This is a genomic window from Klebsiella sp. F11 (assembly GCF_056712265.1).
Genome location: NZ_CM160060.1, coordinates 4,850,580 through 4,875,075 on the forward strand (window position 1 = coordinate 4,850,580; position 24,496 = coordinate 4,875,075).

The window sequence follows — 24,496 nt, forward strand, 5'->3', positions numbered from 1 at the left end:
CTCATCGGCCAGGATGGTGTATGTTCTGAGGCATCACCTTTAATCAATCCGGTAACGAGATGAGACGTATTGAGGTAGTACTGCGTGAACTGGAGCGGCTGACGCAGACCATCAGCCGGGACGACCTGGCCGCTGGCGCCGGCGCCTTCACCGCGGAGCAAATCGGTTTTAACCTCGGCCTGGCGCGTAACTCCGTCAGCAAGGATTTAAACCAGCTGTGGAGCGACGGACTGGTTATCAAAACCCGCGGGCGCCCGGTATTCTTTCTGCATCGGCAGGCTACTCAGGCCCTGCTGGATCGGCCGCTGACTGAATCAGAGCGCGAGATCGGCGCCATTAGCGACCTGCTGCCCGACCGGGATCTGCCGCCGGTCAGCGATCCATTCACGCTGCTAATCGGCCACGATCGCAGCCTGCGGGATGCGGTGGAAAAAGGCAAAGCGGCGGTGCTCTACCCGCACGGGCTGCACGTGCTGCTGACCGGCCCCTCCGGCGTCGGAAAGACTTTTTTCGCCGAGCTGATGCACCGCTACGCCTGCGAGCGCACCGACGATAGCCCTCCGCCCCTCGTCTACTTTAACTGCGCCGAGTACGCCAACAACCCGGAGCTGCTCTCTTCCCACCTCTTTGGCCATCGGCAGGGGGCGTTTACCGGCGCAACGGAGAGCAAGACCGGCCTGATTGAACAGGCCGACGGCGGCTATCTGCTGCTCGACGAAGTCCACCGCCTGCCCTATGAAGGCCAGGAGAAGCTCTTCTCGCTGCTGGATAAAGGCGAGTATCGCCCGCTGGGCGCCAGCGGCCCGGCGCGCAGCATCACCGTACGCCTGATCTGCGCCACCACCGAGCCGGTGAGCTCGTCGCTGCTGCGCACTTTTCAACGGCGCATTCAGGTCGCCATCGACCTCCCCGGCATTCGCCAGCGCTCGCTGGAGGAGCAGATCGAACTGATTATCGGCTTCCTGCAGCGGGAGAGCCGCAAGATCGAGCGCTCGGTAAGCATCGATAAAACGCTACTGCTGTGGCTGCTGAATAAGCCGCTGGAAGGCAATATCGGCCAGCTAAAAAGCGATATCCAGTTTTTATGCGCCCAGGCATGGGCATCGGGGATGGCGGCGCAGCACGATGTCCTGCTGCTGGATGGCAAGCTGGCGGACGGGGCCACGAACCCCACCCAGGAGCAGCGGATGCTGGTCGACGCGCTGTTCAATGGGAAACCCCTGCTCAGTATTGACGCCCGCACGCTGCCGCAGCTTAAAAGCCCGTCGGGCGGCGACGGCGGCATCGAAGAGAGCGATCTGTTCTACAGCTTCCTGACCCGGGAATACGTCAACCTGCGCAACAGTAACGTTCCGCCCGCGGAGACGCTGGCCATTCTCAAAAACAAGCTCAGCTCCATTTTCGAATATGGTCTCTACAGCCGCGACAGCGGCACGCGTTCCCCGCGCTACGGCGACCAGATTGAAGAGCGCGTCGCCCTGCTGATTAGCTATGTCGAGCAGATCCTGGGCTTTTCCCTGCCGGAAAATCTGGTCAATCCCCTGCGCAAGCACCTGCTGGCGCTGATCGGCTACGTCCAGCGGGGGCTGATCCCGCAGCTTTACTCCTCAAGCCTGATTCTCGATCGCTGCAAAGATGAGTATGAGAACGCCACCCGGCTATGCAGGAAAATCAACGACCTGCTAAATATCCAGTGCCCGGCGACGGAGGTGGTCTGGCTGTGCCTGTTCCTCAAGGAGTGCCGCCATTACCGCCAGCGGATCGGCGTCAGCCCCGACTGCGGAGTGATACTGATAGCCCACGGCGCCACCACCGCCACCAGCATGGCGCAGTACGTCAACCGGGTGCTGGAGCGCGAGCTATTCTGCGCCATCGATATGCCGTTCGAACAGTCGGTGCACGACACCCTGGATGCGTTAATCCGGCTGATGCAGGCGCGGCGCTGGCAGCGGCTGATCCTGCTCGTCGATATCGGCTCGCTGGTGCATTTCGGCAGCACCATCAGCAAGCTGTTCCAGATAGACGTCCTGCTGATGCCGGATATCACCCTGACCAGCCTGCTGGAGATAGGCCTCGATCTGAGCTACGAGACCAGCGACCTGCCGCGGCTGGCGGCGCTTATGCAGGAAAAAGGCATCCCCAGCCAGCTGTGTACCCCGCAGCAGGAAAATGTCGGCAAGGTGCTGGTCATCTCCTGCATTACCGACATGGGCACGGCGGAGAAAATCAAAACGGTGCTGGAGGAGAGCTTCGGCGAGCTGATGTCGCAGGATACCCGCATGGTGATCCTCGACTATAACGAAGTGCGCAGCCCGGAGCGCGTGCAGCAGGCCATTAGCGCCCACGAGCGGCTGGCGGGCATCGTCGGGACCTTCCAGCCCGGGCTGCCGGATATTCCGTTTATCTCGCTGGAGGAGCTCTTTTCCGAGCAGGGCCCGGAGCTGGTGTTAAGCCTGCTGACCCCCGATCTCTCCAGCGCCGAGCGGCGGCTGGAGATGGAGCGCAGCGCGTCCCGCTTTATCAGCGCGCTGACGATGGAGAGCATCATCAACCATATTTCGGTGCTCAACCCGCAGCGCATCCTCAAAGAGATGGAGGGCGTCCTGAGCCAGCTGCGCAAGACCCTGGCGATCGCCCCCAGCCGCCAGGTGACACTACGTTTCCTGATCCACTGCTGCTGTATGGTCGAGCGTATCGTGATTAACCGCAAACCGTTACAGATGGCGCTGGAAATGAAGCCCAATATGGATACTCACGCCTTTAGTGTCATTAAATCCGCCTTCCACCCGGTGGAGGAGGCCTACGCCATCCGCCTGTCGGATGCGGAATATATTTATATCTACGAATTATTGTATAGCTAATCCCTTTGCTGGCGCGGCCTCCCGGCCCGCCGGCCCCTCTTATCTCCCGCAGATGACACTAATGCTGGCACGGCCTTTGCTCTATCCATAGCGTCTATAAAACGGCGCCAGGAGGCCACCTTGTCATCTACTGTACCTGCACACCCACTACCGCAAATTCTGCTGCTGACGCACGGCGGCTGGGGCACGCCGCTTTGCAACAGCCTGCGTATGGTCACGGGCGAAATCGAAGGCGTGACGGAAATCGCCCTGATGCCCGTCGATACCCTCGGCGAGTATTACCAGCGCGTTGAGGCGACGGTGAAGTCGATGCCGGAAGGCTCGCTGATCCTCACCGACTTTATTGGCGGCACCACCTCTAACGTCGCCGCCCGCCTGAGCGCGGACTACCCGATCGCCGTGATTTGCGGCCTCAACGCTTCTCTGCTGCTGGAAGCGCTGGATAAGCGCGAGCAGGGGCCGCTGACCGGCTGCGTTAGCGAGCTGGTAGAAGCCGGACGCAGCAGCTGCCGCGACGTCGTCGCCCACGTGAACCAGTTAAATCATTAAGGAGCCCATCATGGCAAAAATCGTTTTATGTCGTATCGATAGCCGTCTGATTCACGGCCAGGTCGTCACCAAGTGGGTCGGCCAGTCGCAGGCTAACCGCATCGCCGTGGTCAGCGACGAGCTCGACGCCGATCCGTTTATGAAAAATATCTACCTGATGGCCGCGCCGCCGAATATCAAAGTCGACTGTTTCGGCAACGCCAGCTTTACCGCGGCCTGGCGGGAGAACCAGCTCGGCGAGGGGAACGTGCTGGTGCTGTTTCCGTCCCTCAGCGCCATCCAGCAGGCCGTGCAGCAGGGTTTCGACGTCACCTCGATTCAGGTCGGCGGGCTCGGCGGCGGACCAAACCGGAAAGCCGTATTTCAGAACATCACCCTCGATGAAAAAGACGTCGGCATCCTGGGCGAGCTGAAAAACAGCGGAATTCAGGTGTTCTTCCAGACGATCCCGGAAGATAAGCCCCAGTCGCTGGACGACATCCTGAAAAAATTCTAACCAGTTGATAAGCAGGTAAAAACTATGGACACATTACTCTTTGCGAGCCTGATGGGACTCTATTACTGGTTCGCTCGATTACGTTTAGGCTATACCTTCTCCGCCATGCTGCTGCAGCCCGTGGTGGTTGCCGTTTTCGTCGGCCTGCTGCTGGGCGATATGAAGACCGCGATGATCATCGGCGCGGGTATGCAGCTGGTCTATCTGGGCGTCACCTCCACCCCGGGCGGTAACGTTCCGTCCGATCCGGCGCTGGCCGCCTGTATCGCCATCCCGATTGCCGTGAAGGCGGGGATGGAGCCGAACCTGGCGATTGCGCTGGCGATTCCGTTTGGCGTGATCGGAGTGTTCCTCGATCAGCTGCGCCGGACGCTGAACGCGGCGTGGGTGCACATGGCCGATAAGCATGCCGAAAGCGCCAACATGACGGGGATCATGCGCTGCGCCTTCATCTACCCGGCCCTGCTTGGGCTGCTGCTGCGCTTCCCGGTGGTCTTCGCCGCCAACTACTTCGGGCAGAGCGTGGTCGAGAAGTTCCTCAAGCTAATGCCGCACTGGCTGACCCACTCGTTTGAAATTATGGGCGGCATCCTGCCCGCGCTGGGCTTCGCCATCACCATCATGGTGATTGGCAAGAAGAGCCTGCTGCCGTGGTTTATCGGCGGATTCTTTGCGGTGCTCTACCTGAAGGTGGACATCATGGCGATGGCGATTTTCGGTACCTGCGTGGCCTTCCTGATTAAAGGCCTCGCCAAAAATGAAGGGGCGGCATAATGAGTAGCGATGTCATGCAACATGAGCTGGTTGAACGAGCCCGCGAAAGCCGGGCGCTGAGCAAAGCCGATATCACCAAGGCCTGGCTAATTTACTGGCTGGGGGCGGAAGTCTCCAGCTCCTACGAGCGTCTGCAAAGCCTGGTGTTCTGCGCCTCGATGACGCCGATTATCAAAAAGCTCTATCCGGAGAAAGAGGAGCAGGCCGAGGCCCTGAAGCGCCACCTCAACTTCTTTAACTCCGAGCAAACCTTCGGCGCGGTTATCCAGGGTATCTCTATCGCCATGGAAGAGCAGAAAACCCGCGGCGAACCGATTAGCGACGCCTCCATTACCGGGATCAAAACCGGCCTGATGGGGCCGCTGGCCGGGATGGGCGACTCGATAATCTGGGCCGCGGTCATGCCGCTGCTGATTGCAATCTTTATCCCCTTTGCCGCCGGCGGCAGCGCCTTTGGCGGGATCGCACCGCTGATCCTCTATCCGGCGATCACCATGGCGATAAGCTACGGGCTGGTGCATAAAGGCTATACCCTCGGGCGGGATTCGATAATCGGCCTGCTGCAGGGGGGGCGCATTAAAGAGCTGATCTACGGCGCCAACGTGCTGGGCCTGATCATGATGGGCGCGCTTTCGGCAAGCTACGTCAAAATCACCACCCCGCTGAAAATCAGCGCGCTGAAGGGCTCCGAGGTGGTGGTGCAGCAGATCCTCGACTCTATCGCGCCGGGCCTGTTGCCGCTGGCGGCGGTCTTTGCCGTCTACTTCTATCTGCTGAAAAAAGGTCCGCGCTACACCACGATTTTACTGTCGATTGTCGCGATCAGCATCGTGTGTTCGCTGACGGGAGTGCTGTAGGCCATGAACGGTAATATTTATCAACAGCTCGGGCTGAAGCGGGTGATTAACGCCTGCGGCAAAATGACGATCCTCGGCGTCTCGTCCGTTGACCCGGAGGTCATGCACGCCGCGGCCGAAGCCGCCGGAGCGTTCGTTGAAATCGACAGGCTCACCGAGCGCGCCGGGGAGCTTATCTCCACCCACACCGGCGCCGAGGATAGCTACCTGACGTCCTGCGCCTCGGCGGGGATTGCCATCGCGGTGGCCGCGGCAATCACCCGCGGCGAGCCGGATAAGGTAGCGCAAATGCCGGACAGCGGCGGCCTGGCCAACGAAATCATTATCCTGCGCGGCCACAACGTCGACTACGGCGCGCCGATAACCAGCGCGATCCGCCTCGGCGGCGGAAGGGTGGTCGAGGTCGGGTCCAGCAATCTCGCCGCGCGCTGGCAGCTGGAGAGCGCCGTCAGCGAGCGTACCGCGGGGCTGCTGTTTGTGAAATCGCACCACTGCGTGCAAAAAGGGATGCTTGCCATCGACGACTTTGTGCAGGTCGCCCGGCGGCACAACCTGCCGCTGATTGTCGATGCCGCCGCCGAAGAGGATCTTCGCCGCTGGGTCGCCACCGGCGCGGATATGGTGATTTACAGCGGCGCCAAGGCCTTCAACGCCCCCACCTCCGGCTTTATTAGCGGAAAACGCACCTGGATCGCGGCCTGCAGGGCGCAGCATAACGGCATCGCCAGAGCGATGAAGATTGGCAAAGAGAATATGGTGGGCCTGGTGTACGCCCTCAACCGCTATCAGACGGCGGCTCCGGCGCCCGATGCGGCCGCCCTGCGCCCCTTCGCCGCGGCGATATCCGCCCTCCGCGGGCTGCAGGCGGATATCGAACAGGACGAGGCCGGGCGGGCCATCTGGCGCATTCGCATCGGGGTGGATAAAGAGGCCCTCGGCCTTGACGCCAGCGAAGTCGAAGCCCGGCTGCGCGGCGGCGACATCGCCATCTATGCCCGCCGCTACGCCCTGCACCAGGGCGTGTTTAGCCTCGACCCGCGGACCATTGCCGAAGGTGAGATGGCGCTTATTATCGCGCGACTCAAGGAGATTACCGAACATGCAGCAGATTAACTTTTACCGCCGGCGGGTCGCGATTAACGTTCTGGCAAAAGATATCGCCAACGCCCGGGAGATTCACGATGCCGCCGAAGGCCATGCGGTGATTGGCGTGCTATCGGCGCAGTTTGCGACCGCGGATGAGGGCGTGACGGAGGTGCGCCGCTGGATGGAGGAAGTTCCGTCGATTTCCGTTGGCCTGGGGGCGGGCGATCCGGCGCAGTTCTATAAGGCGGCGATGATTGCGGCGCGGCTTCATCCCGCCCACGTCAATCAGACCTTTACCGGCTGCGGCTTTGCCGCAGGAGCGCTGGCCGCCACCGGCGGGCAGAACACGCGGATTAACGCACTGATAAGCCCCACCGGCAGCTCCGGGGAGGTGCTTATCTCCACCGGAGTCAGCAGCGCGCAGGGCACTCCGGCCAGGGTCTCCGCCGATGCGGCGGTGAGGATGATTCAGGATATGGGCGCCCACGCCGCTAAGTTCTTTCCCATGGGCGGGGAACGCGCCCTGGATGAGCTAAAGGTTCTCGCCCAAAGCGCCGTGCAGAACGGCATGACGCTGATTGAGCCCACCGGCGGTATCGATCTGAATAACTTCGCCGCCATCCTGCAAACCTGCCTGCAGGCCGGCGTCGCGCAGGTGATGCCGCATATCTACAGCTCAATCATCGACCCGCAAAGCGGGAACACCCGCCCGGAAGATATTCGCCGGTTGATGAGTATCGTCAAGGATCTGGTTGATTAAAGACCCGGCCGCGTGCGGCAGCGACTGCCGCACGCCACGCGCTGATTTCTATGACGAATTGTGAGCCTCCGCGCAATAACGGCATTCCACCGCCGCCCACTCCCCCGCACATTGATAGCGATCAAGAATAATCATACCGTCTGGTCGGTATGATTCAGGCCATGAACCTGGAAGCCCAACACCGAAAAAAAGACCCCGTCCGTCTGCATCAGCAGCTGCTGGAATCCGCGGCGATGATTGCCGGCAGGGACGGCATCGCCTCGTTGTCGCTGAACGCCGTAGCGCGCGAAGCCGGGGTGAGTAAAGGCGGTCTTTTGCACCACTTTCCCAGCAAGCAGGCGCTGATCTTTGCTCTGTTTGCCCGCCTGCTGGCGATTATGGAAGAGGCGATCGCCGAGCTGATGGCCGCGGATAACGTCTCTTACGGCCGCTTTACCCGCGCCTATTTGCACTATCTGTCGGCCCCTGAGCTGACGGACACCCAGGAGAGCCGCCAGCTGATGGTGCTGTCGCTGGCGATGCCGGATGAGCCGGTGCTGCGAAAATGCTGGCGCGACTGGATGCTGGATCACCTCGCGCAGGGCGATGCGCTGGATAACGGCCACACCGGCACCCTGGTACGCTACGCGGCGGACGGCATCTGGCTATCAGAGCTAACCGAGGGGCGCACCATGAGCGCCGAACACCGACGATCGCTGGTCAGCGATCTAACGAGAATGACGCTTCCCGCGTGAAGCACGTTGAGCCTGATGAGTCAGGCAACCAGACTGAGGCCGCGATGCGCTACAACATCAATGGCCGTCTCATTTATGATGCAACGGACGGCACACTAATCCTACCGGGAAGCGATGAGGCGGACAGCCAGCTGTCAATTACCGCCAGCGCGCTACTGTGGTTTTTCCTGCGTCATCCGGAGATTGTCAGCCGCGATGAGGTGCTCAAAAAGGTCTGGGACGACAACGGCTTAACCTCCTCGAACAGCAACCTCAATCAGTATCTGAGCATGCTGCGCAAAACCTTCCGCCACTATGAGATCGACAATATTATCGTCACCGTCTCGCGCGGGCTGCTGCAGCTGAACCCGGAAATCACCGTTCATCAGCTGGATGTTCCCGCGCCGCCGCAGCCGCAGACGGAACCGCCCTCCCCGCCGCCCGCGGAGCCGGACGCCGCGCCGCCGGTCGCAGAGCCGCGCCCGAAGTCCGCCCGGCACGCGCGGGGCACCTGCTGGTATATCGCCGGCGTCTGCCTGCTGACCATCGCCCTGCTGCTGATGCTTTTCAGCTTTTTCGGCAGCGGCGAATCGCGCCCCATAACCCTGACGCAGATGACCCACAGCCAGTGCGAGCTGCTGGCCAGCGACGAGATGCTGCGATCCGTGGCCGAAACCGCCTACGGCAACAACTTTGACGCCGTGCGCCAGCGGCTGAAGCTGGAGTGCAAGTCCGGGGAACGCTTTGTCTTCTTCTACGGCGATCGGCTGGAGACCAACGGCCTGGGCCGCGTCTTCCTCGCCCACTGCGCGATGCATGAAGACAACCCCTTCAGCTATTGCGATAACTATTTCTACTACTCCTGGAAACCGTCATGAGACTCGCCCCCCGGCCTTTTTTCGCCCTCTCAGCCCTGGCGTTTATCACCGCCGTCGGGCTCAGCGCCTGGAAGCTGCTGCCGGCGGAAAACGACGGGGAGATGAGCTGCTCGACCAAAGCCATCATGCGCTTTGAAAACATGGATAAAGAGAACGTCAACGGCAACGTTCACTTCAATTTTGCCGCCCACGGCAAAGGCTCGATGGTGGTCGAAGGCTATACCGACTCCGCCGCCGGCTGGCTCTACCTGCAGCGCTACGTCAAATTCAGCTACACCAGTAAACGCATCTCCTCAACCGAGCGCCACTACCGCATCAGCCGCTGGGAGTCCAGCGCCTCATCGATCGACGAATCCCCGGACGTTATCTTCGCCTACTTTATGCGCGAGATGTCCGACAGCCACGACGGTCTGTTTCTCAACGCCCAGAAGCTCAATGAGCAGGCGATTCTGCTGAGCTCGATCAATTCGCCGCTCTACGTTTGCACCCTGAAGTCCGGCAGCAAGCTCGACTGACGGCCTGTCCCACCCGCCCCGCCTTTTTCCTGCGCCACCGCATGCTCTAAAACCGCACTTTTTGCGTTTAGCTCCCGACGGAAAACATGACCATAACCACACTTAATAAGTGGATAAATTACCCTGCCCCAGCAATAAATTAGCAAACTGTTAACATTTACCGCCGCCCGCCGGTACGCTGAAAAACTCGCCGCATCCGCAGCCAATTCCATCAGCAAAAACCAGCACAAAGAGATAAATACGCCCCCTTATAGATCTAAATATCAGAGTAAAAAACTAAAAACAGACACCACGCGGATTTAAATTCCACCCCGCTCGCTATTCCCTATAGTGGACCCCGAACGCCGCTACCGCGTGTTGACGCCGTTACGCGGACGGTTTTCCCGAATCACAAACCTGTCTGGAGGAACAACCATGGGTGATGCATTGGGGCTTATTGAAACCAAGGGCCTGGTGGCCTGCATTGAAGCAGCGGATGCGATGTGCAAATCCGCCAACGTCGAGCTGATTAGCTATGAAAACATCGGCTCCGGGCTGGTCACCGTGATGGTGAAAGGCGACGTCGGCGCGGTAAAAGCGGCGGTGGATTCCGGCGTGGAATCGGCGCAGCGCATCGGCGAGGTGGTGACCTCGCTGGTTATCGCGCGTCCGCATAACGACATCAACAAAATTGTTATTAAACACAAGGCTTAAGGCCAGGAGAACGCAAATGGGTGATGCATTAGGTCTGATTGAAACCAAAGGTCTGGTGGCCTGTATCGAAGCCGCTGACGCGATGTGTAAAGCCGCCAACGTCGAGCTGATTGGCTATGAAAACGTCGGCTCCGGGCTGGTCACCGCGATGGTAAAAGGCGACGTCGGGGCGGTGAAGGCGGCGGTGGATTCCGGCGTGGAATCGGCGCAGCGCATCGGCGAGGTGGTGACCTCGCTGGTTATCGCGCGTCCGCATAACGACATCAACAAAATCGTCGCGCATTACAAAGTCGCGGAATAACGGGAGACAACATGATGAAAGAAGCTCTTGGTCTGATCGAAACCAAAGGTCTGGTGGCCTGTATTGAAGCCGCCGACGCGATGTGTAAAGCCGCCAACGTCGAGCTGATTGGCTATGAGAACGTCGGCTCCGGGCTGGTCACCGCGATGGTGAAGGGCGACGTCGGCGCGGTGAACGCGGCGGTGGATTCCGGCGTGGAAGCGGCGAAACGCATCGGCGAAGTCGTTACCTCCCGCGTCATTGCGCGACCGCATAACGATATCGAAAAAATCGCGTCGCAGCACAAAGCATGACCTGACAGGGCGCGCCCCGTCTCCACTCTTTTCGTCTGATGAAGGATAGACTCATGATTGAACTGGATAACGATTTGCAATCCCGCCAGAACGCGCGGGAACTGGTGCGCAGCGCCAAAAAGGCCCAGGCGATTCTGGCCACCTTTTCGCAGCAGCAAATCGACGCCATCGTGAAAAACGTGGCCCAGGAAGCGGCGCACCACGCCGAAGCGCTGGCGAAAATGGCCTCGGAAGAGACCGGATTTGGCAACTGGCAGGATAAGGTGCTGAAGAACCGTTTTGCCTCGCTGCGCGTCTACGACGCCATCAAAGATATGAAGACCGTCGGCATCATTCATGACGATCCGCTAAAAAAAGTGATGGACGTGGGCGTGCCGCTGGGGGTGATTTGTGCACTGGTGCCGTCAACCAACCCGACCTCAACCGTTATCTACAAAACGCTGATTGCCCTCAAGGCCGGCAACGCGATTATCTTTTCCCCGCATCCCGGCGCGCGCGAGTGCAGCTGGAAGGCGATAGAGATCGTTAAGCGCGCCGCCGAAGCGGCAGGCGCCCCGGCGGGCAGCGTCAGCGCCATCACCGAACTGACCCTTGAAGCCACCTCCGAACTGATGCACAGCAAAGAGGTCTCGCTGATCCTCGCCACCGGCGGCGAAGGGATGGTGCGCGCGGCCTATGCCTCCGGCACCCCAACCATCAGCGGCGGCCCGGGCAACGGCCCGGCGTTTATCGAACGCAGCGCCGATATCCACCACGCGGTGAAAGATATCATCACCAGCAAAACCTTCGATAACGGGGTGATCTGCGCCTCCGAGCAGTCGATCATCGTCGAACGCTGCATTTACGACGAAGTCCATCGCGAGCTGGAAGCCCAGGGCGCGTACTTTATGAACGAAGGCGAGGCGGCGAAAATGGCGGCCCTGCTGCTGCGCGCCAACGGCACCATCAACCCCAAAGTGGTCGGCAAAACCGCGCTCTATCTGAGCCAGATGGCCGGCTTCAGCGTTCCGGCCAGCACTCGGGTGCTGATCGCCGAGCAGACCACCGTCTCGCACAAAAACCCCTATTCGCGCGAAAAGCTGTGCCCGGTACTCGGCCTGTACGTGGAAGAGGACTGGAAGGCGGCCTGCAATCGGGTGATGGAGCTGCTGACCAACGAAGGCCTCGGCCACACTCTGGTGATCCACACCCGCAACCAGGACGTTATCCGCCAGTTCTGCCTCGAAAAACCGGTTAACCGCATTCTGATCAACACCCCGGCGGCGCTGGGCGGCATCGGGGCGACCACCAATATTACCCCGGCATTAACCCTCGGCTGCGGCGCCGTCGGCGGCGGCTCCAGCTCCGATAACGTTGGGCCAATGAACCTGCTCAACATCCGCAGAGTGGGCTACGGCGTGCGCTCCATCGATGAGCTGCGCGCGCCGGGCAGCCGCCCCGAGCCGCAGCCCACCATCGTCGCCCCGGTCGATAACCCGCATCGCAGCATCATTGACGACGTGCGCTTCACCGCGCCGGCCCCCGCAACCGCCGCGACCCGCAGCGCGACGGCGGACGATCGCTTTGCGGTCCACGCCGACGTCGAGGCGGAAGGCGACATCAACGAGCAGAACGTGGAGCGCGTTATCCGCCAGGTGCTGGAGCGCCTCGGTAAGTAATGCATTGAGATAAGGCGATAAAAACGATGATTCTCGCAAAGGTAGTCGGACATGTCGTCGCCACGCAGAAATGCGCTGAGCTACGCGGCAGCAACCTGCTGTTAATCGCCAGATTAGACGATGAGCAGCGGCCAATGAAGGACCAGACCTGGGTCGCCGTCGATAGCGTCGGCGCCGGCATGCACGACATCGTGCTGGCCGAAGAGTATTTAGCGCTCAACCGGGACCGCTATAAGGCCATGTCGGTGGTTGCCATTGTCGAGAACGTGTTTCGGGACGCTTAAGGAGTGAATAGTCCAATGAGTGAATTTTTGCTGAAACCCCGGATCCGCTTTGGTCAGGACGCGCTGGCGGTCCTGAGCGAGCTTCCCGCCCGCAGCGTCCTGCTGGTCACCGATAAGGCGATGGTGAAGTTTGGCCTCGCCGATCGCGTGACCCGAATTCTGCACCAGCGCGGCATCCCCTTCCAGACCTGGGACGACGTGGTGGCCGATCCGGATATCGCCACCGTCGTGCGCGGTATGAAGCTGATGGACAGCCGCTATCCGGATCTGGTTATCGCCCTCGGCGGCGGTTCGGTGATTGATGCCGCCAAAGCGGTCATTTTCGCCCTGGCGCAAACCCGTCCGGACGCCCGCCGCGAGCGCCCCTGCTTCGTGGCGATCCCCACCACCAGCGGTACCGGCTCGGAAGTGACCGCCTTTTCGGTGGTGAAAGCCGGCGCCGAAAAGCTGGTGCTGGTGGACCCGTCGCTGCTGCCGGATATCGCCATTCTCGACCCGGCGCTGGCGGCCTCGGTGCCGCCGGCAATCACCGCCGATACCGGGATGGACGTGCTGTGCCACGCGCTGGAAGCCTACGTCTCTCTCAATGCCAGCGACTTTTCCGACGCGCTGGCGGAGAAAGTGGTGCAGCAGGTATTTCGCTATCTGCCGACCTGCTGGCGCAGCGGCGATAACCTGCCGGCGCGGGAAAAGATGCACAACGCCTCCTGCATGGCGGGCATGGCCTTCACCAACGCCTCGCTCGGCATCACCCACAGCCTCGCCCACGCGCTCGGCGGCGTCTTCCACGTCCCGCACGGCCGCGCCAACGCGCTGCTGATGGTGGAAGTCGTGGCGTGGAACGCGGACTACCAGGGGCAGTGCGATACCGATGCCGCGCGTAAATACGCGCGCCTGGCCCATCTGCTGGATCTGCCGGCCGCCGGCACCCGCCAGGGCGTCGCCAGCCTGCTGATCGCCATTCAGGCATTAAAAGACGAAATGTCCATGCCGGCCGGCATCCGCGATACCGGCGTCGACGCCGCCGATTTTGACCGCCGGCTGGCGGAGATGGTCGGCCAGGCGCTGCGCGATAGCTGTACCCCAACCAACCCGCGCGCGCCGGACGCTAACGCTTTAACCGAACTCTATCGCCGGGCGTGGACCGGCAGCGCCGTTCAGGGCCACTGATAACAAGAACTGGAGAACCTTACCCATGGCACACTACAGCTTAACGCCGCGCGTCAACGTGCTGGCAAATCGTTTACTCTCACAAAAAAGCGCCCTGTGCACCGAACATGCCGCGACGCTCAACGCCCTTGACGGCGATATCGCGGGCGTTCCCGCCGCCGTTAAACCGGCGCGCCGCTTCTATGAACTGATGCGCCAGCTGCCGGTGTGCATCAGCGCCGACGAGCTGATCGTCGGCAACCAGACCCGCAAACCGCGCGGCGCCATCTTTCACGACGAAAGCGCGGCCCGTCGCCCGTCGGCGTTCCAGTTTCTCAATCTGAACGGCGACCTCGACTCACCGGACTATAAGCTGCTCATCGAGAAGGGCGCGCTGGCGATAAAACACCAGCTCGAAGAGAAGACCCGCAGCCTGGGCAGCGCCGTCAGCCGTAGCGGCATGGATGAAGTCAACGGCTGCCGCGCGGCGATTTACGCCTGCGACGGCCTGCTGACCCTGGCACAGAACCTGGCTAACAGCGCGGAAACCCTGGCCGCCGGCGAAAGCAACGCTTATCGCCAGAGCGAACTGCGCGATAGCGCCGCCATCCTGCACCAGGTTCCGGCCCACCCGGCGCGCAATTTTAAAGAAGCTTGCCAGGCCTTTTATCTGTTCCAGCTCGCGCTGCAGCTCGATAACGGCAGCTATGCGGTGAATCCGGAAGGCGCCGACAAGGCCCTGCTGCCGTGGTACCAGCGCGATATCGACAGCGGCGCCCTGACGCCGCAGCAGGCCTATGAAATCGTCGAATGCCTGTGGTTCAAGCTGGCGGAGCTGAGCGAAGTCCGCGCCGCCTGCGCCATTGACGGCTATCCGATGTTTGACGCCCTGCTGCACGGCGCGAGCCTCGAGAATGCCAGCATCAACGCGCTCTCCGATATGTTCCTCAGCGCGCAGCACAACCTCAGCGCGCTGAATCTGCCGGTGCGCCTGTTCCGCGGCGCGCAGCAGGTCTCCGCCGCCCCGTTCGCCGCCTGCGGCGATACCCCGGTAATGGAAGGGCTGACCCCGCGCATGCAGCGCCTGCGTAACCACTACCTGACCGTGCGCCCGAGCGTCTCCATCTACCGCGCGCTGGCCTTTACCGAGGTGGTCAAAGCCAACCCGGGCATGCCGACCATTCTGCTGCGCGCCAAAGCGTTCCGCCACGCCTGCGAAACCGCGCCGATCCTGATTCAGGATGACGAACTGATCGTCGGCCATCCGTGCGGTAAGCCGCGCGCGGGCGCCTTCTCACCGGATATCGCCTGGCGCTGGGTGCGCGACGAGCTCGACACCATGAGCACCCGCCCGCAGGATCCGTTTGAGATTAGCGAAGAAGATAAAAAAACTATCCGCGAAGAGATCGTCCCGTTCTGGGAAGGCCGCTCGCTGGATGAGATTTGCGAAGCCCAGTATCGCGAAGCCGGCGTCTGGGCGTTCAGCGGCGAGACCTTCGTCAGCGACCTCTCCTATCACCAGATCAACGGCGGGGGCGATACCTGTCCGGGCTACGACGTCCTGCTGTTCACCAAGGGGATGAGCGGCATTAAGGCCGATGCGCAGGCCCGTCTCGACCAGCTGAGCATGGAAAATCCGGAAGATATCGACCGCATTTATTACTACAAGGCGGCGATCGAAACCTGCGAAGGGGTGATTAACTACTCCCACCGCATCGCCGCCCACGCCCGGGAGCTGGCGGCCACGGAGCAGAACGCCCGGCGTCGCGCCGAACTGCTGACCATCGCCGAGGTTAACCAGAACGTGCCGGCCAACCCGCCGAAAACCCTGCAGGAAGCGCTGCAGAGCATCTGGACCGTGGAGTCGCTGTTCGAAGTCGAAGAGAACCAGACCGGCCTCTCCCTCGGCCGCGTTGACCAGTACTGCTACCCGATGTTTGAGGCCGATATTCGCGAAGGCCGCCTGACCCACGAGTCCGCGCTGGAGATGATGCAGGCCTTTATCATCAAGTGCGCCGAGCTGATGTGGATGTCCAGCGAGCTGGGGGCAAAATATTTCGCCGGCTATCAGCCATTTATCAACCTGACCGTCGGCGGCCAGAAGCGCTCCGGCGGCGACGCCTGCAACGACTTAACTTACCTGATTATGGACGCCGTGCGCTTCGTGAAGGTTTACCAGCCGTCGCTGGCCTGCCGCATTCACAACCAGTCGCCGCAGAAGTACATGGAAAAAATCGTCGACGTGGTGAAAGCGGGCATGGGCTTCCCGGCCTGCCACTTCGATGACTCCCATATCAAGATGATGCTGCGTAAAGGCTTCGATTTTGAAGACGCCCGCGACTACTGCCTGATGGGCTGCGTCGAGCCGCAGAAATCGGGCCGCATATACCAGTGGACCTCTACCGGCTACACCCAGTGGCCCATCGCCATCGAGTTCGTGCTGAACCGCGGCCGGATGGTGCTGTTCGACAGCTATCAGGGGCTGGATACCGGCGACCTGCGCGACCTGCACACCTTCGAAGCCTTCGACGCGGCGGTGAAACAGCAGATTGCCCATATCGTGCGCCTGTCGGCAATCGGCACGGTAATCAGCCAGCGCGTGCACCGCGACGTGGCGCCGAAGCCGCTGATGTCGCTGCTGGTGGAAGGCTGCATGGAGAGCGGTAAAGACGTGGCGGCCGGCGGAGCGATGGTCAACCACGGGCCGGGGCTGATCTTCTCGGGCCTGGCGACCTACGTCGACTCCCTCGCCGCGATCCGCAAGCTGGTCTATGAAGATAAAAAATATACCCTCGAGCAGATCCGCGACGCGATGCTGGCGAACTTTGAAGGCTTCGAAGGGCTGCGCCGCGACTGCCTGAACGCGCCGAAATACGGCAACGACGACAACTACGTTGACCAGTACGCGCTGGATATTACCGAGTGGACCGAGCGCGAGTGCCGTAAGTACCAGATGCTCTACTCCACCCTCAGCCACGGCACCCTGTCGATCTCCAACAACACGCCGATCGGCGAGCTGACCAACGCCACGCCGAACGGTCGCCTGGCGTGGATGCCGCTCTCGGACGGCATCAGCCCGACGCAGGGCGCCGATAAGCAGGGTCCGACGGCGATAATCAAGTCGGTCAGCAAGATGAACGTGGAGACCATGAACATCGGCATGGTGCATAACTTCAAGTTCCTCAAAGGGTTGCTGGATACGCCTGAAGGACGCCACGGCCTGATCACGCTGCTGCGTACCGCCTCGATTCTCGGCAACGGCCAGATGCAGTTCAGCTACGTCGATAACGAAGTGCTGAAAAAAGCCCAGCAGGAGCCGGAAAAATACCGCGACCTGATCGTCCGCGTGGCGGGCTACAGCGCCTACTTCGTTGAGCTGTGCAAAGAGGTGCAGGATGAAATTATCAGCCGCACGGTGATTGAGAAGTTCTAGGCGCCATTTGAGAAATATTTGAGCCCTATTTGAGAAATAACAGGAAGTTCTTCACCGAGGGTGGGCCGCAGATAAGGTTGCTGCGGCCTGCCGGAGGGCGAGGAGGAGGCAAGCGTGATCGCAACACAAGAATTAACCGGGCGCATATTCAATATCCAGAAATACTCGATTTATGACGGGGATGGCATTCGCACGCTGGTGTTTTTTAAGGGCTGCAATATCCGCTGCCCGTGGTGCGCGAACCCGGAAGGGCTTACCAGTCAGTTTCAGGTGATGTTCTCGCAGGATAAGTGCGTGAACTGCGGCGACTGCGTCAGCGTCTGTCCGGCGGGTATTCACTACCGGGCGGAGGAAAACGGCGAAATGAAGCACTTCGTTGACCGCAATAAAGACTGCATCGGCTGCCGTAAATGTGAAGAGATTTGCACCCAAAACGCGCTGGATATTATGGGTAAAGACGTCACCGTCAGCGAGCTGATGGAGATAATCATGCAGGATTACGATTTTTATATCGCCTCCGGCGGCGGCGTGACCATCGGCGGCGGCGAGATGAGCCTGCAGACCGATTTTGCCGTCGCCCTGTTTAGCGAATGCAAAAAGATGATGCTCAATACCGCGATCGAAACCCAGGGCACCACCTCGCTGGCTAATTACCAGAAGCTCGCGGCGGTCACCGACACTTTCTTATTCGATATTAAGCAGATCAATAGCGCGCACCATAAAGCGCTATTCGGCATTGGCAACGAAGGGATCCGCCGCAATCTGGAGTGGCTGGTGGACTCCGGCGCCAACGTGATTGTCAGGATGCCGCTGGTGCGCGGATATAACGACTCCTGGGAGGCGATTACCGGCGCCATTGATTACGTACAGAAGCTAGCAAAACGCGGACATATTCGCCGCATCGATATGCTGCCGTACCACCAGCTGGGGCGTAAAAAATATGAGCGCCTGGATATGCCGTACCCGATCACCCAGGACCCGTCCTATTCGCCCGAAGAGTTAAACCAGCTGGAAACGTTCTTCGCCCAGTTTGATTTTGATATTCGTTTAGTCCGCCATTAACAGGAGCTGACAATGAAAAGTTTAGGCGTAATTGAAACGCGAGGGCTGGTCGCCGCCGTTCAGGCCGTCGACGCCGCCTGTAAAGCCGCAGGCGTAAGCTGCATCGGCTATCGTAAAATCGGCTCGGGGCTGGTCAGCGTCTGCTTTGAGGGCGAAATCAGCGCCATCCACACCGCGATTGAGCGCGGCGTCGAGGTCGTCGCCGCAGGCCAGCTCGTCGGCTCGCTGGTTATCGCCCGTCCGGAGCGCAGCGTGGTCGATGCCTTGGGTAAATTAAAAGGCCGCCCGTCGCGCCCTGCGGCTAAGGCCGAGGCACCGCTCCCTGCGGAAGAAAAAGAGCCGGCCGCCCCCTATCCGCCGCAGCCGGCGGCGGGCCAGGCGGAAGACAAAAACGCCGCGCAGAGGAAAGGGAAAAAGGCATGATCGACGCTCTGTTACATGAAAAAATCGCCGCCCGCCTGACCCGCATCGCCCCGGAGATCCCGGTCGGCATCTCTAACCGCCACGTTCACCTGGCGCAGCAGGATGTCGAGGCGCTGTTCGGCAAGGGCTACGCGCTCACCCCGCTGAAGCCGCTGCGTCAGCCGGGGCAGTTCGCCGCCGAAGAGTGCGTCACCGTGGTCGGGCCGAAGGGCTCCCTGACCCACGTTCGCGTCCTCGGCCCCACGCGCCCGCGCAGCCAGCTGGAAATTTCCCGCGCCGACTGCTTCACTCTCGGTATCAGAGCGCCGGTACGCGAGTCCGGCCAGCTGGAGAACACCGGCAGCGCGCTGCTGATCGGCCCGGCGGGCCACGTTGAGCTTCGTTCGCAGGTGATCTGCGCCTGGCGACATATTCATATGACGCCGCAGGACGCCCGTCGGCTGAACGTCAGCAACGGGCAGAAGGTCAGCGTCCGCAGCAACGGCGAGCGCCGGCTGACGTTTGATGAGGTGGTGATTCGGGTACGCGAGGATTTTGCGCTTGAGTTCCATATCGATACCGAAGAGGCTAACGCCGCCGGGCTGAAAAACGGCGCGCAGGTCATCATCACCCAGCGCGCTTAACGGAGACTGGCCATGACCGACGAAGAGATCGAACGCCTGGTGACGCGGATTGTTCAGCGGCTACAGCCGCCGGTGCTGGTGATGGTCGCCGCCGCCGACGGCTACCGGCAGGCGATCCACCGCCGCCTGGCGGGCTGCGGGCATCCTCTGCATATCGTACTGGACGACGATATCCCGGACGCCGCATGCTGGCAGGAAACGGGGGCGATAGTTCCGCCGTCCGTCTGGCAGGAGGCGCTGCCGGCAGTAGCCTGGCGCGCGGCGATCGTGCCGTTCCTCGACTATCCGCTGGCGGCAGACCTGACCAACGGCAGCCTGCGCAGCCCGTTCGCCAGACGCCTGCACGAGACGCTGCTTAGCGGCCTGCCGGTGCTGGCGCTGCGCTACCACTGCGATCCCGACAGCGAGCTTAATCAGCTGTACGGCGCGGCGACCGGCTCGGCCTACGCCGGACAGATGCGCGCGACGCTGGCCCGCCTGACGGCGTGCTGCGTGACGCTGTGCGACATGAACGAATTGCTGGAGCGGCTGAGGTCGGGCGCTGGCGCAGCGGCGGCGCCGGCAAGCGCGGCGCGGCGTTATCTTACCGTCACGGACGTAGTGAATAATCCGGCGCTAGCCGCCGCGCCCGATGCCGAGCTGACCGATGCCGCCATCGATTTTTTAAAAAACAGAAAAAAAGAACCTTATCTTAATAAATAGACCCGGAGTTTATTATGTCTTCCAAAACAAAATGTTGGCTATGGATGCTGCTGGTTATCGTCTCCGAAACCTCAGCCACCTCGACGCTTAAAATGTTCGGCAGCAGCGAAGGCGCAACCAAAATGATGCTGCTCGCGCTGCTGATTGTTCTCTACTGCACCTGCTACTACTCGCTCTCCCGCGCGGTGAAAGATATTCCCGTCGGCCTGGCCTACGCCACCTGGTCCGGTACCGGCATCCTCGTCGTTTCCACGCTGGGCATGGCGTTCTACGGCCAGCATCCGGATACCGCGGCCATTATCGGCATGGTGGTTATCGCCAGCGGCATCATCATCATGAACCTGTTCTCGAAAATGGGCAGCGAGGAGAGCGCCCCGGCGCCCGCCGAGCCGGTTACGCCTCTCGACAAAAAAATCGCCAACTGACTGAAAGGAATAGCATATGTTTAATCTCGGATTTTTGTGGCTGGCGCTGTCAATCGGCTCCGAAATCACCGGCACCTCGATGATCAAAAAGACCAACGGCTTTAGCAAACTGGCGCCGTCGGTGCTGGTAGTCTGCGCCTACGGGCTGTGCTATTTCGCCCTCACCCGCGCGATGAGCACCATCCCGGTGGGCGTGGCCTACTCGCTGTGGTGCGGCTTTGGGATCGTCGGCGTCACCATCTGCTCAATGATCCTCTACAAGCAGAAACCGGATCTGCCGGCCATCTTCGCCATGGTGCTGATTATTTCCGGCGGCATCATCATGAACGTCTTCTCTACGATGTGAAGGCCGGCGGCGCGCGGGTTTACCCCGCCCCCGTTTCGTGGCAGGATAGCCCGATGAACAGAAACGTTGTCGTTACCCGCTCACGCCGCTGGTGGCTGCCTGCATAACAGGCGGTACGATTAACGTTTCCATTTTTAAAGCCGCCGGAAGGCGGCTTTATCGTTTCTCAGCGACCCCTTTCGGCTTAACAGCATCGTAAGGAGTTTCTGATGAACACCAACCCAACCATTCTTACCGGCGATCGCCCTACCGGCCAGCTGCACCTCGGCCACTACGTAGGTTCGCTGCGCCAGCGCGTGCAGCTGCAGCATGACCACCAGCAGTTTATTCTGGTCGCCGACCTGCAGGGATTAACGGATAACGGCAGCGACCCGCAGAAAATCAGCAACAATATCTTTGAGGTGATGGCCGACTATCTGGCCGTCGGCATCGATCCGCACAAAACCACGATTTGCCTGCAGTCGGCCCTCCCGGCGCTGGCCGAGCTGAGCGCCCTGTACATGAATATCGTCACCGTCGCCCGCGTCGAGCGCAATCCCACCGTCAAACATGAGATTGCGCAGAAAGGCTTCGCCCGCTCGCTGCCGGTGGGCTTTCTGGCCTACCCCATCAGCCAGGCGGCCGATATCACCGCCTTTAAGGCCGCGCTGGTGCCGGTTGGCGACGATCAGCTGCCGATGATCGAACAGACCAACGAAATCGTACATAAGATGAATAGCCTGACCACGACGCCGGTGCTGCAGCCCTGCCGGGCGCTGCTCAGCGAGGTCGGCCGTCTGCCGGGCGTTGACGGCGGCGCAAAAATGTCAAAATCGCTCGGCAATACGCTGACGCTTTCGGCCAGCGAAGAGGAGATCCATCGCGCGGTCGGCGCCATGTATACCGACCCCGGCCACCTGCGCGTTGCCGATCCGGGCCAGCTGGAAGGTAACGTCGTCTTTACCTATCTCGATGCCTTCCACCCCGACAGGCCGCTGATTGCCGAAATGAAGGCGCACTATCAGCGCGGCGGACTGGGCGATCGGCAGTGTAAAAACGCGCTGGAGGAGTGTTTGCAGACGCTGCTGGCGCCGATACGCGAGCGCCGGGCGCGGTTTATTGCCGATAAAGGCATGCTGCTGGAGCTGCTGCGTCAGGGCAGCGAGCGGGCTAACGGCCTCACGCAGCGAACGCTGCATGAGGTAAAACGGGGTCTGGGCTTACCGATCCTGTTCTGAACGCGGCGACTCGCCATCGCGCTTCGCCTGCGGGGACCTGGCCGGCAGACGGCTTAGTCGCCGCTGGCGCCTTCATGCATCTTCACGCAGTTGCGTCCGTCGCGCTTGGCGGCATAGAGCGCGCTATCGGCATCGCGCAGCAGCAGATTGTAGTCAGGATGGCCGCTATGAACCGCGTAGCCGATGCTGGCGGTAATGGCGATTTCGGTCTCGCCACCGACGTTGAAGGCGAGCTGGCCGATATTTTTGCGCAGGCGTTCAAGGAGCGCATGAGCCTCGCGGGCATCGGTCTCCACCAGCACCAGCAGAAACTCTTCGCCACCGTAGCGGAAGATATAGTCGCTGGAGCGGATATTATCGCTGAGGAGGTCAGCAACGTGCTTAATCGCCCTGTCGCCCACCTGGTGGCCCCAGCTATCGTTAATCTCTTTAAAATGGTCGATATCGACGATCGCGACCGTCATCGGCCGCTCATACTCCATGGCGAGCGTGACCTCGTGCTTGAGGACCACCGGCAGGTAGCGACGGTTGAGCAGGCTGGTAAGGGCGTCTTTGCCATTTTGCATTTGCGACAGGCTGCTGAAGATAACCCCGAGCTGGCTGCTGATTTTCTGGCAATGGAGGTGGATGCTCTGGAGCAGAGTTTGCGTATTTTTATATTCTGCGCTGCTGTCTGAGGATTTCCAGCCGATGATTAAATTATCTACCTGCGTAATCAAATCGGCGATCTCTTCCATCTGCGCGTTCTTGTTAAAATAGCGCACGCATTTATGGCGGAACCACAGGCCAAACTCGGATTCCGATAATAACGTGGCGTTAATATCGTTTTTATTTTCGCTAACGATATTAAAAATAACGGTATTTTCCCAGCCGGAGAGCGCGGCCTGCTGTTTACCGTACTCCATCGGCACGTTATCCATCAGGCTGTACAGGCGATAGGCCTCTTCGTTTTTAGTGGCCCGATAGTGCGACAGGGTGTAGGCGTGGCACATCATCTCGATCGCCATATTAAACGCCATAATCGCATAGTAGATGGCGGCAATGCCGGTTTGGCGGTCAATCGCGCTGTCGCGAACGTATTCAATCACCCCGGCCTTGAGCTGCCTGGCGCCGCGCAGCACGGCCTCGGCGGGGATGCCGATCCGCGAGTGAATGCTGCCAATATGGTATTGCCTTTCCGCCAGCGCCTGCAGGTCGTCCTTCTCGCAGGTCAAAATATCTTTGACCCAGCCGGCCAGCGAGCGGCTCAGACGTTCCTGAACCAGGTCGTAGGTAAGGTGCCTGGCAATATCCGGGTCCTGAAAAATAAAGTCATAAAAACGGGCTGCCAGCGCTTCAGCCTGCCCGGTGGCAATATTATTAAGCACCGCCTTCACTTCCGGCGTCAGGCCGTCGTGCAGCGGCAGCCATTCCTTAAAAATAATCGCGATATATTTTTTGCTTTCATCACTCATTGAATAAAGCGCTCGCTGACGTTTTCGCCTTTCAGGGCCGCAGATCTTACAACAGTTAGCTATGACCAACCAGATTGAAAATGCAGCAATCGCCATTTACGCCATTCCATCCGGATGGTGGATGACGGTTCGACACGCGGCGGCAACATCCCACAGTTAACGGATGGATATACTCAATGCGCAAGGACGAGGTGCTGGCAAAGATAGATATTCGGTTAACGGGCAGCGCCTCGAAGCCGCCGCCCGGATCAGGGCTCGCCGCTCAGGAGACGAAACGACGCATCCAGGCCGATATTGACTGACAATAGTCATCTCAAAACGCCGCGCGATGGCCTAATTCAGTATCGCGTCGCCGAGTCGGGCGAAACGCTGGCCGCCGCCAGGCGGGTGCTGAATACGGTTAGCTTTTGCGGCTCATCACGCGGCGCAGCAGCCAGGTAAAGCCCATCGCCATGCTAAACAGAATGAACAGCAGCACGACCCAGCTCACGGAGATGCGGACCAGCGTGCCAAAGGTCATCAGCGGCTGCAGATAGACGGTAAACGACTCGCTTAACGGCTTACCCAGCAGCGTATACGCGCTATCGGCCAGCCAGACGCAGACCCGACACGCCAGCCAGATAATTGCCGGCCAGCAGAGCAGGACCAAAAAGGTGAGGCGTTCTTGTATGTAGCGGGTGAGCCGGCGTAAAGGGGGCCAGCTAAGCAGGATTTTCATTTATATTCTCATATTGCCGCCCGGTAACAGAGGTTATTTGGCCCCGTAAGCGACCGAAACAGGCATTAATATCGGCAGTACGCTTGATATTTTATATCACAATTCAGCTAACCCGAATCCGATCAAGTTAACAAAGTGTTAAGGACAGTAAATCATTTTTTTCGCAAAGTCCAGCTATTATGATATTACGCTTTAAACGGCGAAAGGTTATTTTGTAAGTGATTAA

The 24,496-nt window shown here is 60.2% G+C and carries 26 protein-coding genes and 1 pseudogene; 25 read left to right on the plus strand and 2 right to left on the minus strand.

Annotated features, from left to right (window positions below):
• Nucleotides 1-59: 59 nt before the first annotated feature.
• The 24 genes from dagR to trpS all read left to right on the plus strand — a co-directional run bounded on the left by dagR (nt 60) and on the right by trpS (nt 22,098).
• A complete protein-coding gene (gene dagR / locus AC1M2H_RS23870; protein WP_480149329.1) occupies nt 60-2,861 on the plus strand; it encodes a transcriptional regulator DagR in 2,802 nt (933 codons plus the stop codon).
• Between the two features lie 120 nt (nt 2,862-2,981).
• The gene (locus tag AC1M2H_RS23875) at nt 2,982-3,410 is read left to right on the plus strand and encodes a PTS sugar transporter subunit IIA (protein ID WP_045860230.1); all 429 of its coding nucleotides are present in this window, start codon (nt 2,982-2,984) and stop codon (nt 3,408-3,410) included.
• Between the two features lie 10 nt (nt 3,411-3,420).
• A complete protein-coding gene (locus AC1M2H_RS23880; protein ID WP_046853146.1) occupies nt 3,421-3,906 on the plus strand; it encodes a PTS sugar transporter subunit IIB in 486 nt (161 codons plus the stop codon).
• A gap of 24 nt (nt 3,907-3,930) precedes the next feature.
• The gene (locus AC1M2H_RS23885) at nt 3,931-4,680 is read left to right on the plus strand and encodes a PTS mannose/fructose/sorbose/N-acetylgalactosamine transporter subunit IIC (protein ID WP_004857504.1); all 750 of its coding nucleotides are present in this window, start codon (nt 3,931-3,933) and stop codon (nt 4,678-4,680) included.
• The gene (locus AC1M2H_RS23890; protein ID WP_426815555.1) at nt 4,677-5,537 is read left to right on the plus strand and encodes a PTS system mannose/fructose/sorbose family transporter subunit IID; all 861 of its coding nucleotides are present in this window, start codon (nt 4,677-4,679) and stop codon (nt 5,535-5,537) included. Before AC1M2H_RS23885 ends, AC1M2H_RS23890 begins: the two co-directional genes overlap by 4 nt.
• Before the next feature lie 3 nt (nt 5,538-5,540).
• Entirely contained in the window at nt 5,541-6,650 is a 1,110-nt protein-coding gene (dgaE, locus tag AC1M2H_RS23895; protein ID WP_480149330.1) for a D-glucosaminate-6-phosphate ammonia lyase, read from the plus strand.
• A complete protein-coding gene (gene dagF, locus AC1M2H_RS23900) occupies nt 6,637-7,383 on the plus strand; it encodes a 2-dehydro-3-deoxy-phosphogluconate aldolase (RefSeq protein WP_480149331.1) in 747 nt (248 codons plus the stop codon). Before dgaE ends, dagF begins: the two co-directional genes overlap by 14 nt.
• Before the next feature lie 149 nt (nt 7,384-7,532).
• Nucleotides 7,533-8,117, plus strand: coding sequence for a TetR/AcrR family transcriptional regulator (locus tag AC1M2H_RS23905; protein ID WP_480149332.1), 585 nt, complete (start codon nt 7,533-7,535; stop codon nt 8,115-8,117).
• Nucleotides 8,118-8,161: 44 nt separating this feature from the next.
• Complete coding sequence (locus AC1M2H_RS23910) at nt 8,162-8,974, plus strand: winged helix-turn-helix domain-containing protein (protein ID WP_480152025.1); 813 nt, start codon at nt 8,162-8,164, stop codon at nt 8,972-8,974.
• Nucleotides 8,971-9,489 carry a FidL-like protein gene (locus AC1M2H_RS23915; RefSeq protein ID WP_480149333.1) on the plus strand — a complete coding sequence of 173 codons (519 nt, stop codon included), beginning with the start codon at nt 8,971-8,973 and terminating at the stop codon, nt 9,487-9,489. The genes AC1M2H_RS23910 and AC1M2H_RS23915 overlap by 4 nt, the downstream gene beginning before the upstream one ends.
• A 414-nt stretch (nt 9,490-9,903) precedes the next feature.
• On the plus strand, nt 9,904-10,182 hold the full coding sequence (locus AC1M2H_RS23920) for a BMC domain-containing protein (RefSeq protein WP_010634659.1): 279 nt from the start codon (nt 9,904-9,906) through the stop codon (nt 10,180-10,182).
• Between the two features lie 16 nt (nt 10,183-10,198).
• Nucleotides 10,199-10,483 (plus strand): BMC domain-containing protein, encoded by a 285-nt coding sequence (locus AC1M2H_RS23925; protein ID WP_041143877.1) that lies wholly within the window; start codon nt 10,199-10,201, stop codon nt 10,481-10,483.
• A gap of 14 nt (nt 10,484-10,497) precedes the next feature.
• Complete coding sequence (locus AC1M2H_RS23930) at nt 10,498-10,776, plus strand: BMC domain-containing protein (RefSeq protein WP_015585230.1); 279 nt, start codon at nt 10,498-10,500, stop codon at nt 10,774-10,776.
• Nucleotides 10,777-10,829: 53 nt separating this feature from the next.
• Nucleotides 10,830-12,434, plus strand: a complete 1,605-nt coding sequence (locus AC1M2H_RS23935; RefSeq protein WP_480149334.1) for an acetaldehyde dehydrogenase (acetylating) — start codon at nt 10,830-10,832, stop codon at nt 12,432-12,434.
• 26 nt (nt 12,435-12,460) lie between these two features.
• The gene (locus AC1M2H_RS23940) at nt 12,461-12,718 is read left to right on the plus strand and encodes a EutN/CcmL family microcompartment protein (protein ID WP_159871445.1); all 258 of its coding nucleotides are present in this window, start codon (nt 12,461-12,463) and stop codon (nt 12,716-12,718) included.
• A gap of 15 nt (nt 12,719-12,733) precedes the next feature.
• A complete protein-coding gene (locus tag AC1M2H_RS23945; protein ID WP_480149335.1) occupies nt 12,734-13,888 on the plus strand; it encodes a 1-propanol dehydrogenase PduQ in 1,155 nt (384 codons plus the stop codon).
• Between the two features lie 25 nt (nt 13,889-13,913).
• Complete coding sequence (cutC, locus tag AC1M2H_RS23950; RefSeq protein ID WP_480149336.1) at nt 13,914-17,300, plus strand: choline trimethylamine-lyase; 3,387 nt, start codon at nt 13,914-13,916, stop codon at nt 17,298-17,300.
• A 114-nt stretch (nt 17,301-17,414) separates the two neighbouring features.
• Nucleotides 17,415-18,362, plus strand: coding sequence for a choline TMA-lyase-activating enzyme (cutD, locus tag AC1M2H_RS23955; RefSeq protein WP_480149337.1), 948 nt, complete (start codon nt 17,415-17,417; stop codon nt 18,360-18,362).
• A gap of 12 nt (nt 18,363-18,374) precedes the next feature.
• Nucleotides 18,375-18,785, plus strand: coding sequence for a BMC domain-containing protein (locus tag AC1M2H_RS23960; protein WP_480149338.1), 411 nt, complete (start codon nt 18,375-18,377; stop codon nt 18,783-18,785).
• Complete coding sequence (locus AC1M2H_RS23965; RefSeq protein ID WP_480149339.1) at nt 18,782-19,408, plus strand: phosphate propanoyltransferase; 627 nt, start codon at nt 18,782-18,784, stop codon at nt 19,406-19,408. The genes AC1M2H_RS23960 and AC1M2H_RS23965 overlap by 4 nt, the downstream gene beginning before the upstream one ends.
• Nucleotides 19,409-19,420: 12 nt before the next feature.
• Nucleotides 19,421-20,110, plus strand: a complete 690-nt coding sequence (locus AC1M2H_RS23970) for a hypothetical protein (RefSeq protein ID WP_480149340.1) — start codon at nt 19,421-19,423, stop codon at nt 20,108-20,110.
• 14 nt (nt 20,111-20,124) lie between these two features.
• Nucleotides 20,125-20,535: a DMT family transporter gene (locus AC1M2H_RS23975; RefSeq protein ID WP_480149341.1), complete on the plus strand. Its 411-nt coding sequence runs from the start codon at nt 20,125-20,127 to the stop codon at nt 20,533-20,535.
• Nucleotides 20,536-20,551: 16 nt separating this feature from the next.
• Nucleotides 20,552-20,881, plus strand: a complete 330-nt coding sequence (locus tag AC1M2H_RS23980; RefSeq protein WP_041143869.1) for a DMT family transporter — start codon at nt 20,552-20,554, stop codon at nt 20,879-20,881.
• 209 nt (nt 20,882-21,090) lie between these two features.
• The gene (gene trpS, locus AC1M2H_RS23985; RefSeq protein WP_480149342.1) at nt 21,091-22,098 is read left to right on the plus strand and encodes a tryptophan--tRNA ligase; all 1,008 of its coding nucleotides are present in this window, start codon (nt 21,091-21,093) and stop codon (nt 22,096-22,098) included.
• A gap of 53 nt (nt 22,099-22,151) precedes the next feature.
• Here the strand turns inward: trpS and AC1M2H_RS23990 are convergent, their stop codons facing one another.
• A complete protein-coding gene (locus AC1M2H_RS23990; RefSeq protein ID WP_480149343.1) occupies nt 22,152-23,552 on the minus strand; it encodes a GGDEF domain-containing protein in 1,401 nt (466 codons plus the stop codon).
• 257 nt (nt 23,553-23,809) lie between these two features.
• On the opposite strand from AC1M2H_RS23990, the pseudogene AC1M2H_RS23995 reads away from it, so the two are divergent.
• Nucleotides 23,810-23,954 (plus strand): annotated as a pseudogene (locus AC1M2H_RS23995) (hypothetical protein); the annotation flags it as partial.
• Here the strand turns inward: AC1M2H_RS23995 and AC1M2H_RS24000 are convergent.
• Nucleotides 23,953-24,270: a hypothetical protein gene (locus AC1M2H_RS24000; RefSeq protein WP_426813228.1), complete on the minus strand. Its 318-nt coding sequence runs from the start codon at nt 24,268-24,270 to the stop codon at nt 23,953-23,955. The pseudogene AC1M2H_RS23995 and the gene AC1M2H_RS24000 sit on opposite strands and share 2 nt — an antisense overlap.
• Nucleotides 24,271-24,496: the final 226 nt, after the last annotated feature.

Excerpts from the sequence above, each read along its gene's own strand:
- dagR (WP_480149329.1), top strand. The coding sequence starts at position 60 with ATGAGACGTATTGAGGTAGTACTGCGTGAACTGGAGCGGCTGACGCAG.
- AC1M2H_RS23880 (WP_046853146.1), top strand. The coding sequence starts at position 3,421 with ATGGCAAAAATCGTTTTATGTCGTATCGATAGCCGTCTGATTCACGGC.
- AC1M2H_RS23885 (WP_004857504.1), top strand. The coding sequence starts at position 3,931 with ATGGACACATTACTCTTTGCGAGCCTGATGGGACTCTATTACTGGTTC.
- dgaE (WP_480149330.1), top strand. The coding sequence starts at position 5,541 with ATGAACGGTAATATTTATCAACAGCTCGGGCTGAAGCGGGTGATTAAC.
- dagF (WP_480149331.1), top strand. The coding sequence starts at position 6,637 with ATGCAGCAGATTAACTTTTACCGCCGGCGGGTCGCGATTAACGTTCTG.
- AC1M2H_RS23905 (WP_480149332.1), top strand. The coding sequence starts at position 7,533 with ATGATTCAGGCCATGAACCTGGAAGCCCAACACCGAAAAAAAGACCCC.
- AC1M2H_RS23910 (WP_480152025.1), top strand. The coding sequence starts at position 8,162 with ATGCGCTACAACATCAATGGCCGTCTCATTTATGATGCAACGGACGGC.
- AC1M2H_RS23915 (WP_480149333.1), top strand. The coding sequence starts at position 8,971 with ATGAGACTCGCCCCCCGGCCTTTTTTCGCCCTCTCAGCCCTGGCGTTT.
- AC1M2H_RS23920 (WP_010634659.1), top strand. The coding sequence starts at position 9,904 with ATGGGTGATGCATTGGGGCTTATTGAAACCAAGGGCCTGGTGGCCTGC.
- AC1M2H_RS23925 (WP_041143877.1), top strand. The coding sequence starts at position 10,199 with ATGGGTGATGCATTAGGTCTGATTGAAACCAAAGGTCTGGTGGCCTGT.
- AC1M2H_RS23930 (WP_015585230.1), top strand. The coding sequence starts at position 10,498 with ATGAAAGAAGCTCTTGGTCTGATCGAAACCAAAGGTCTGGTGGCCTGT.
- AC1M2H_RS23935 (WP_480149334.1), top strand. The coding sequence starts at position 10,830 with ATGATTGAACTGGATAACGATTTGCAATCCCGCCAGAACGCGCGGGAA.
- AC1M2H_RS23940 (WP_159871445.1), top strand. The coding sequence starts at position 12,461 with ATGATTCTCGCAAAGGTAGTCGGACATGTCGTCGCCACGCAGAAATGC.
- AC1M2H_RS23945 (WP_480149335.1), top strand. The coding sequence starts at position 12,734 with ATGAGTGAATTTTTGCTGAAACCCCGGATCCGCTTTGGTCAGGACGCG.
- cutC (WP_480149336.1), top strand. The coding sequence starts at position 13,914 with ATGGCACACTACAGCTTAACGCCGCGCGTCAACGTGCTGGCAAATCGT.
- AC1M2H_RS23960 (WP_480149338.1), top strand. The coding sequence starts at position 18,375 with ATGAAAAGTTTAGGCGTAATTGAAACGCGAGGGCTGGTCGCCGCCGTT.
- AC1M2H_RS23965 (WP_480149339.1), top strand. The coding sequence starts at position 18,782 with ATGATCGACGCTCTGTTACATGAAAAAATCGCCGCCCGCCTGACCCGC.
- AC1M2H_RS23970 (WP_480149340.1), top strand. The coding sequence starts at position 19,421 with ATGACCGACGAAGAGATCGAACGCCTGGTGACGCGGATTGTTCAGCGG.
- AC1M2H_RS23975 (WP_480149341.1), top strand. The coding sequence starts at position 20,125 with ATGTCTTCCAAAACAAAATGTTGGCTATGGATGCTGCTGGTTATCGTC.
- AC1M2H_RS23980 (WP_041143869.1), top strand. The coding sequence starts at position 20,552 with ATGTTTAATCTCGGATTTTTGTGGCTGGCGCTGTCAATCGGCTCCGAA.
- trpS (WP_480149342.1), top strand. The coding sequence starts at position 21,091 with ATGAACACCAACCCAACCATTCTTACCGGCGATCGCCCTACCGGCCAG.
- AC1M2H_RS23990 (WP_480149343.1), bottom strand. The coding sequence starts at position 23,552 with ATGAGTGATGAAAGCAAAAAATATATCGCGATTATTTTTAAGGAATGG.
- AC1M2H_RS24000 (WP_426813228.1), bottom strand. The coding sequence starts at position 24,270 with ATGAAAATCCTGCTTAGCTGGCCCCCTTTACGCCGGCTCACCCGCTAC.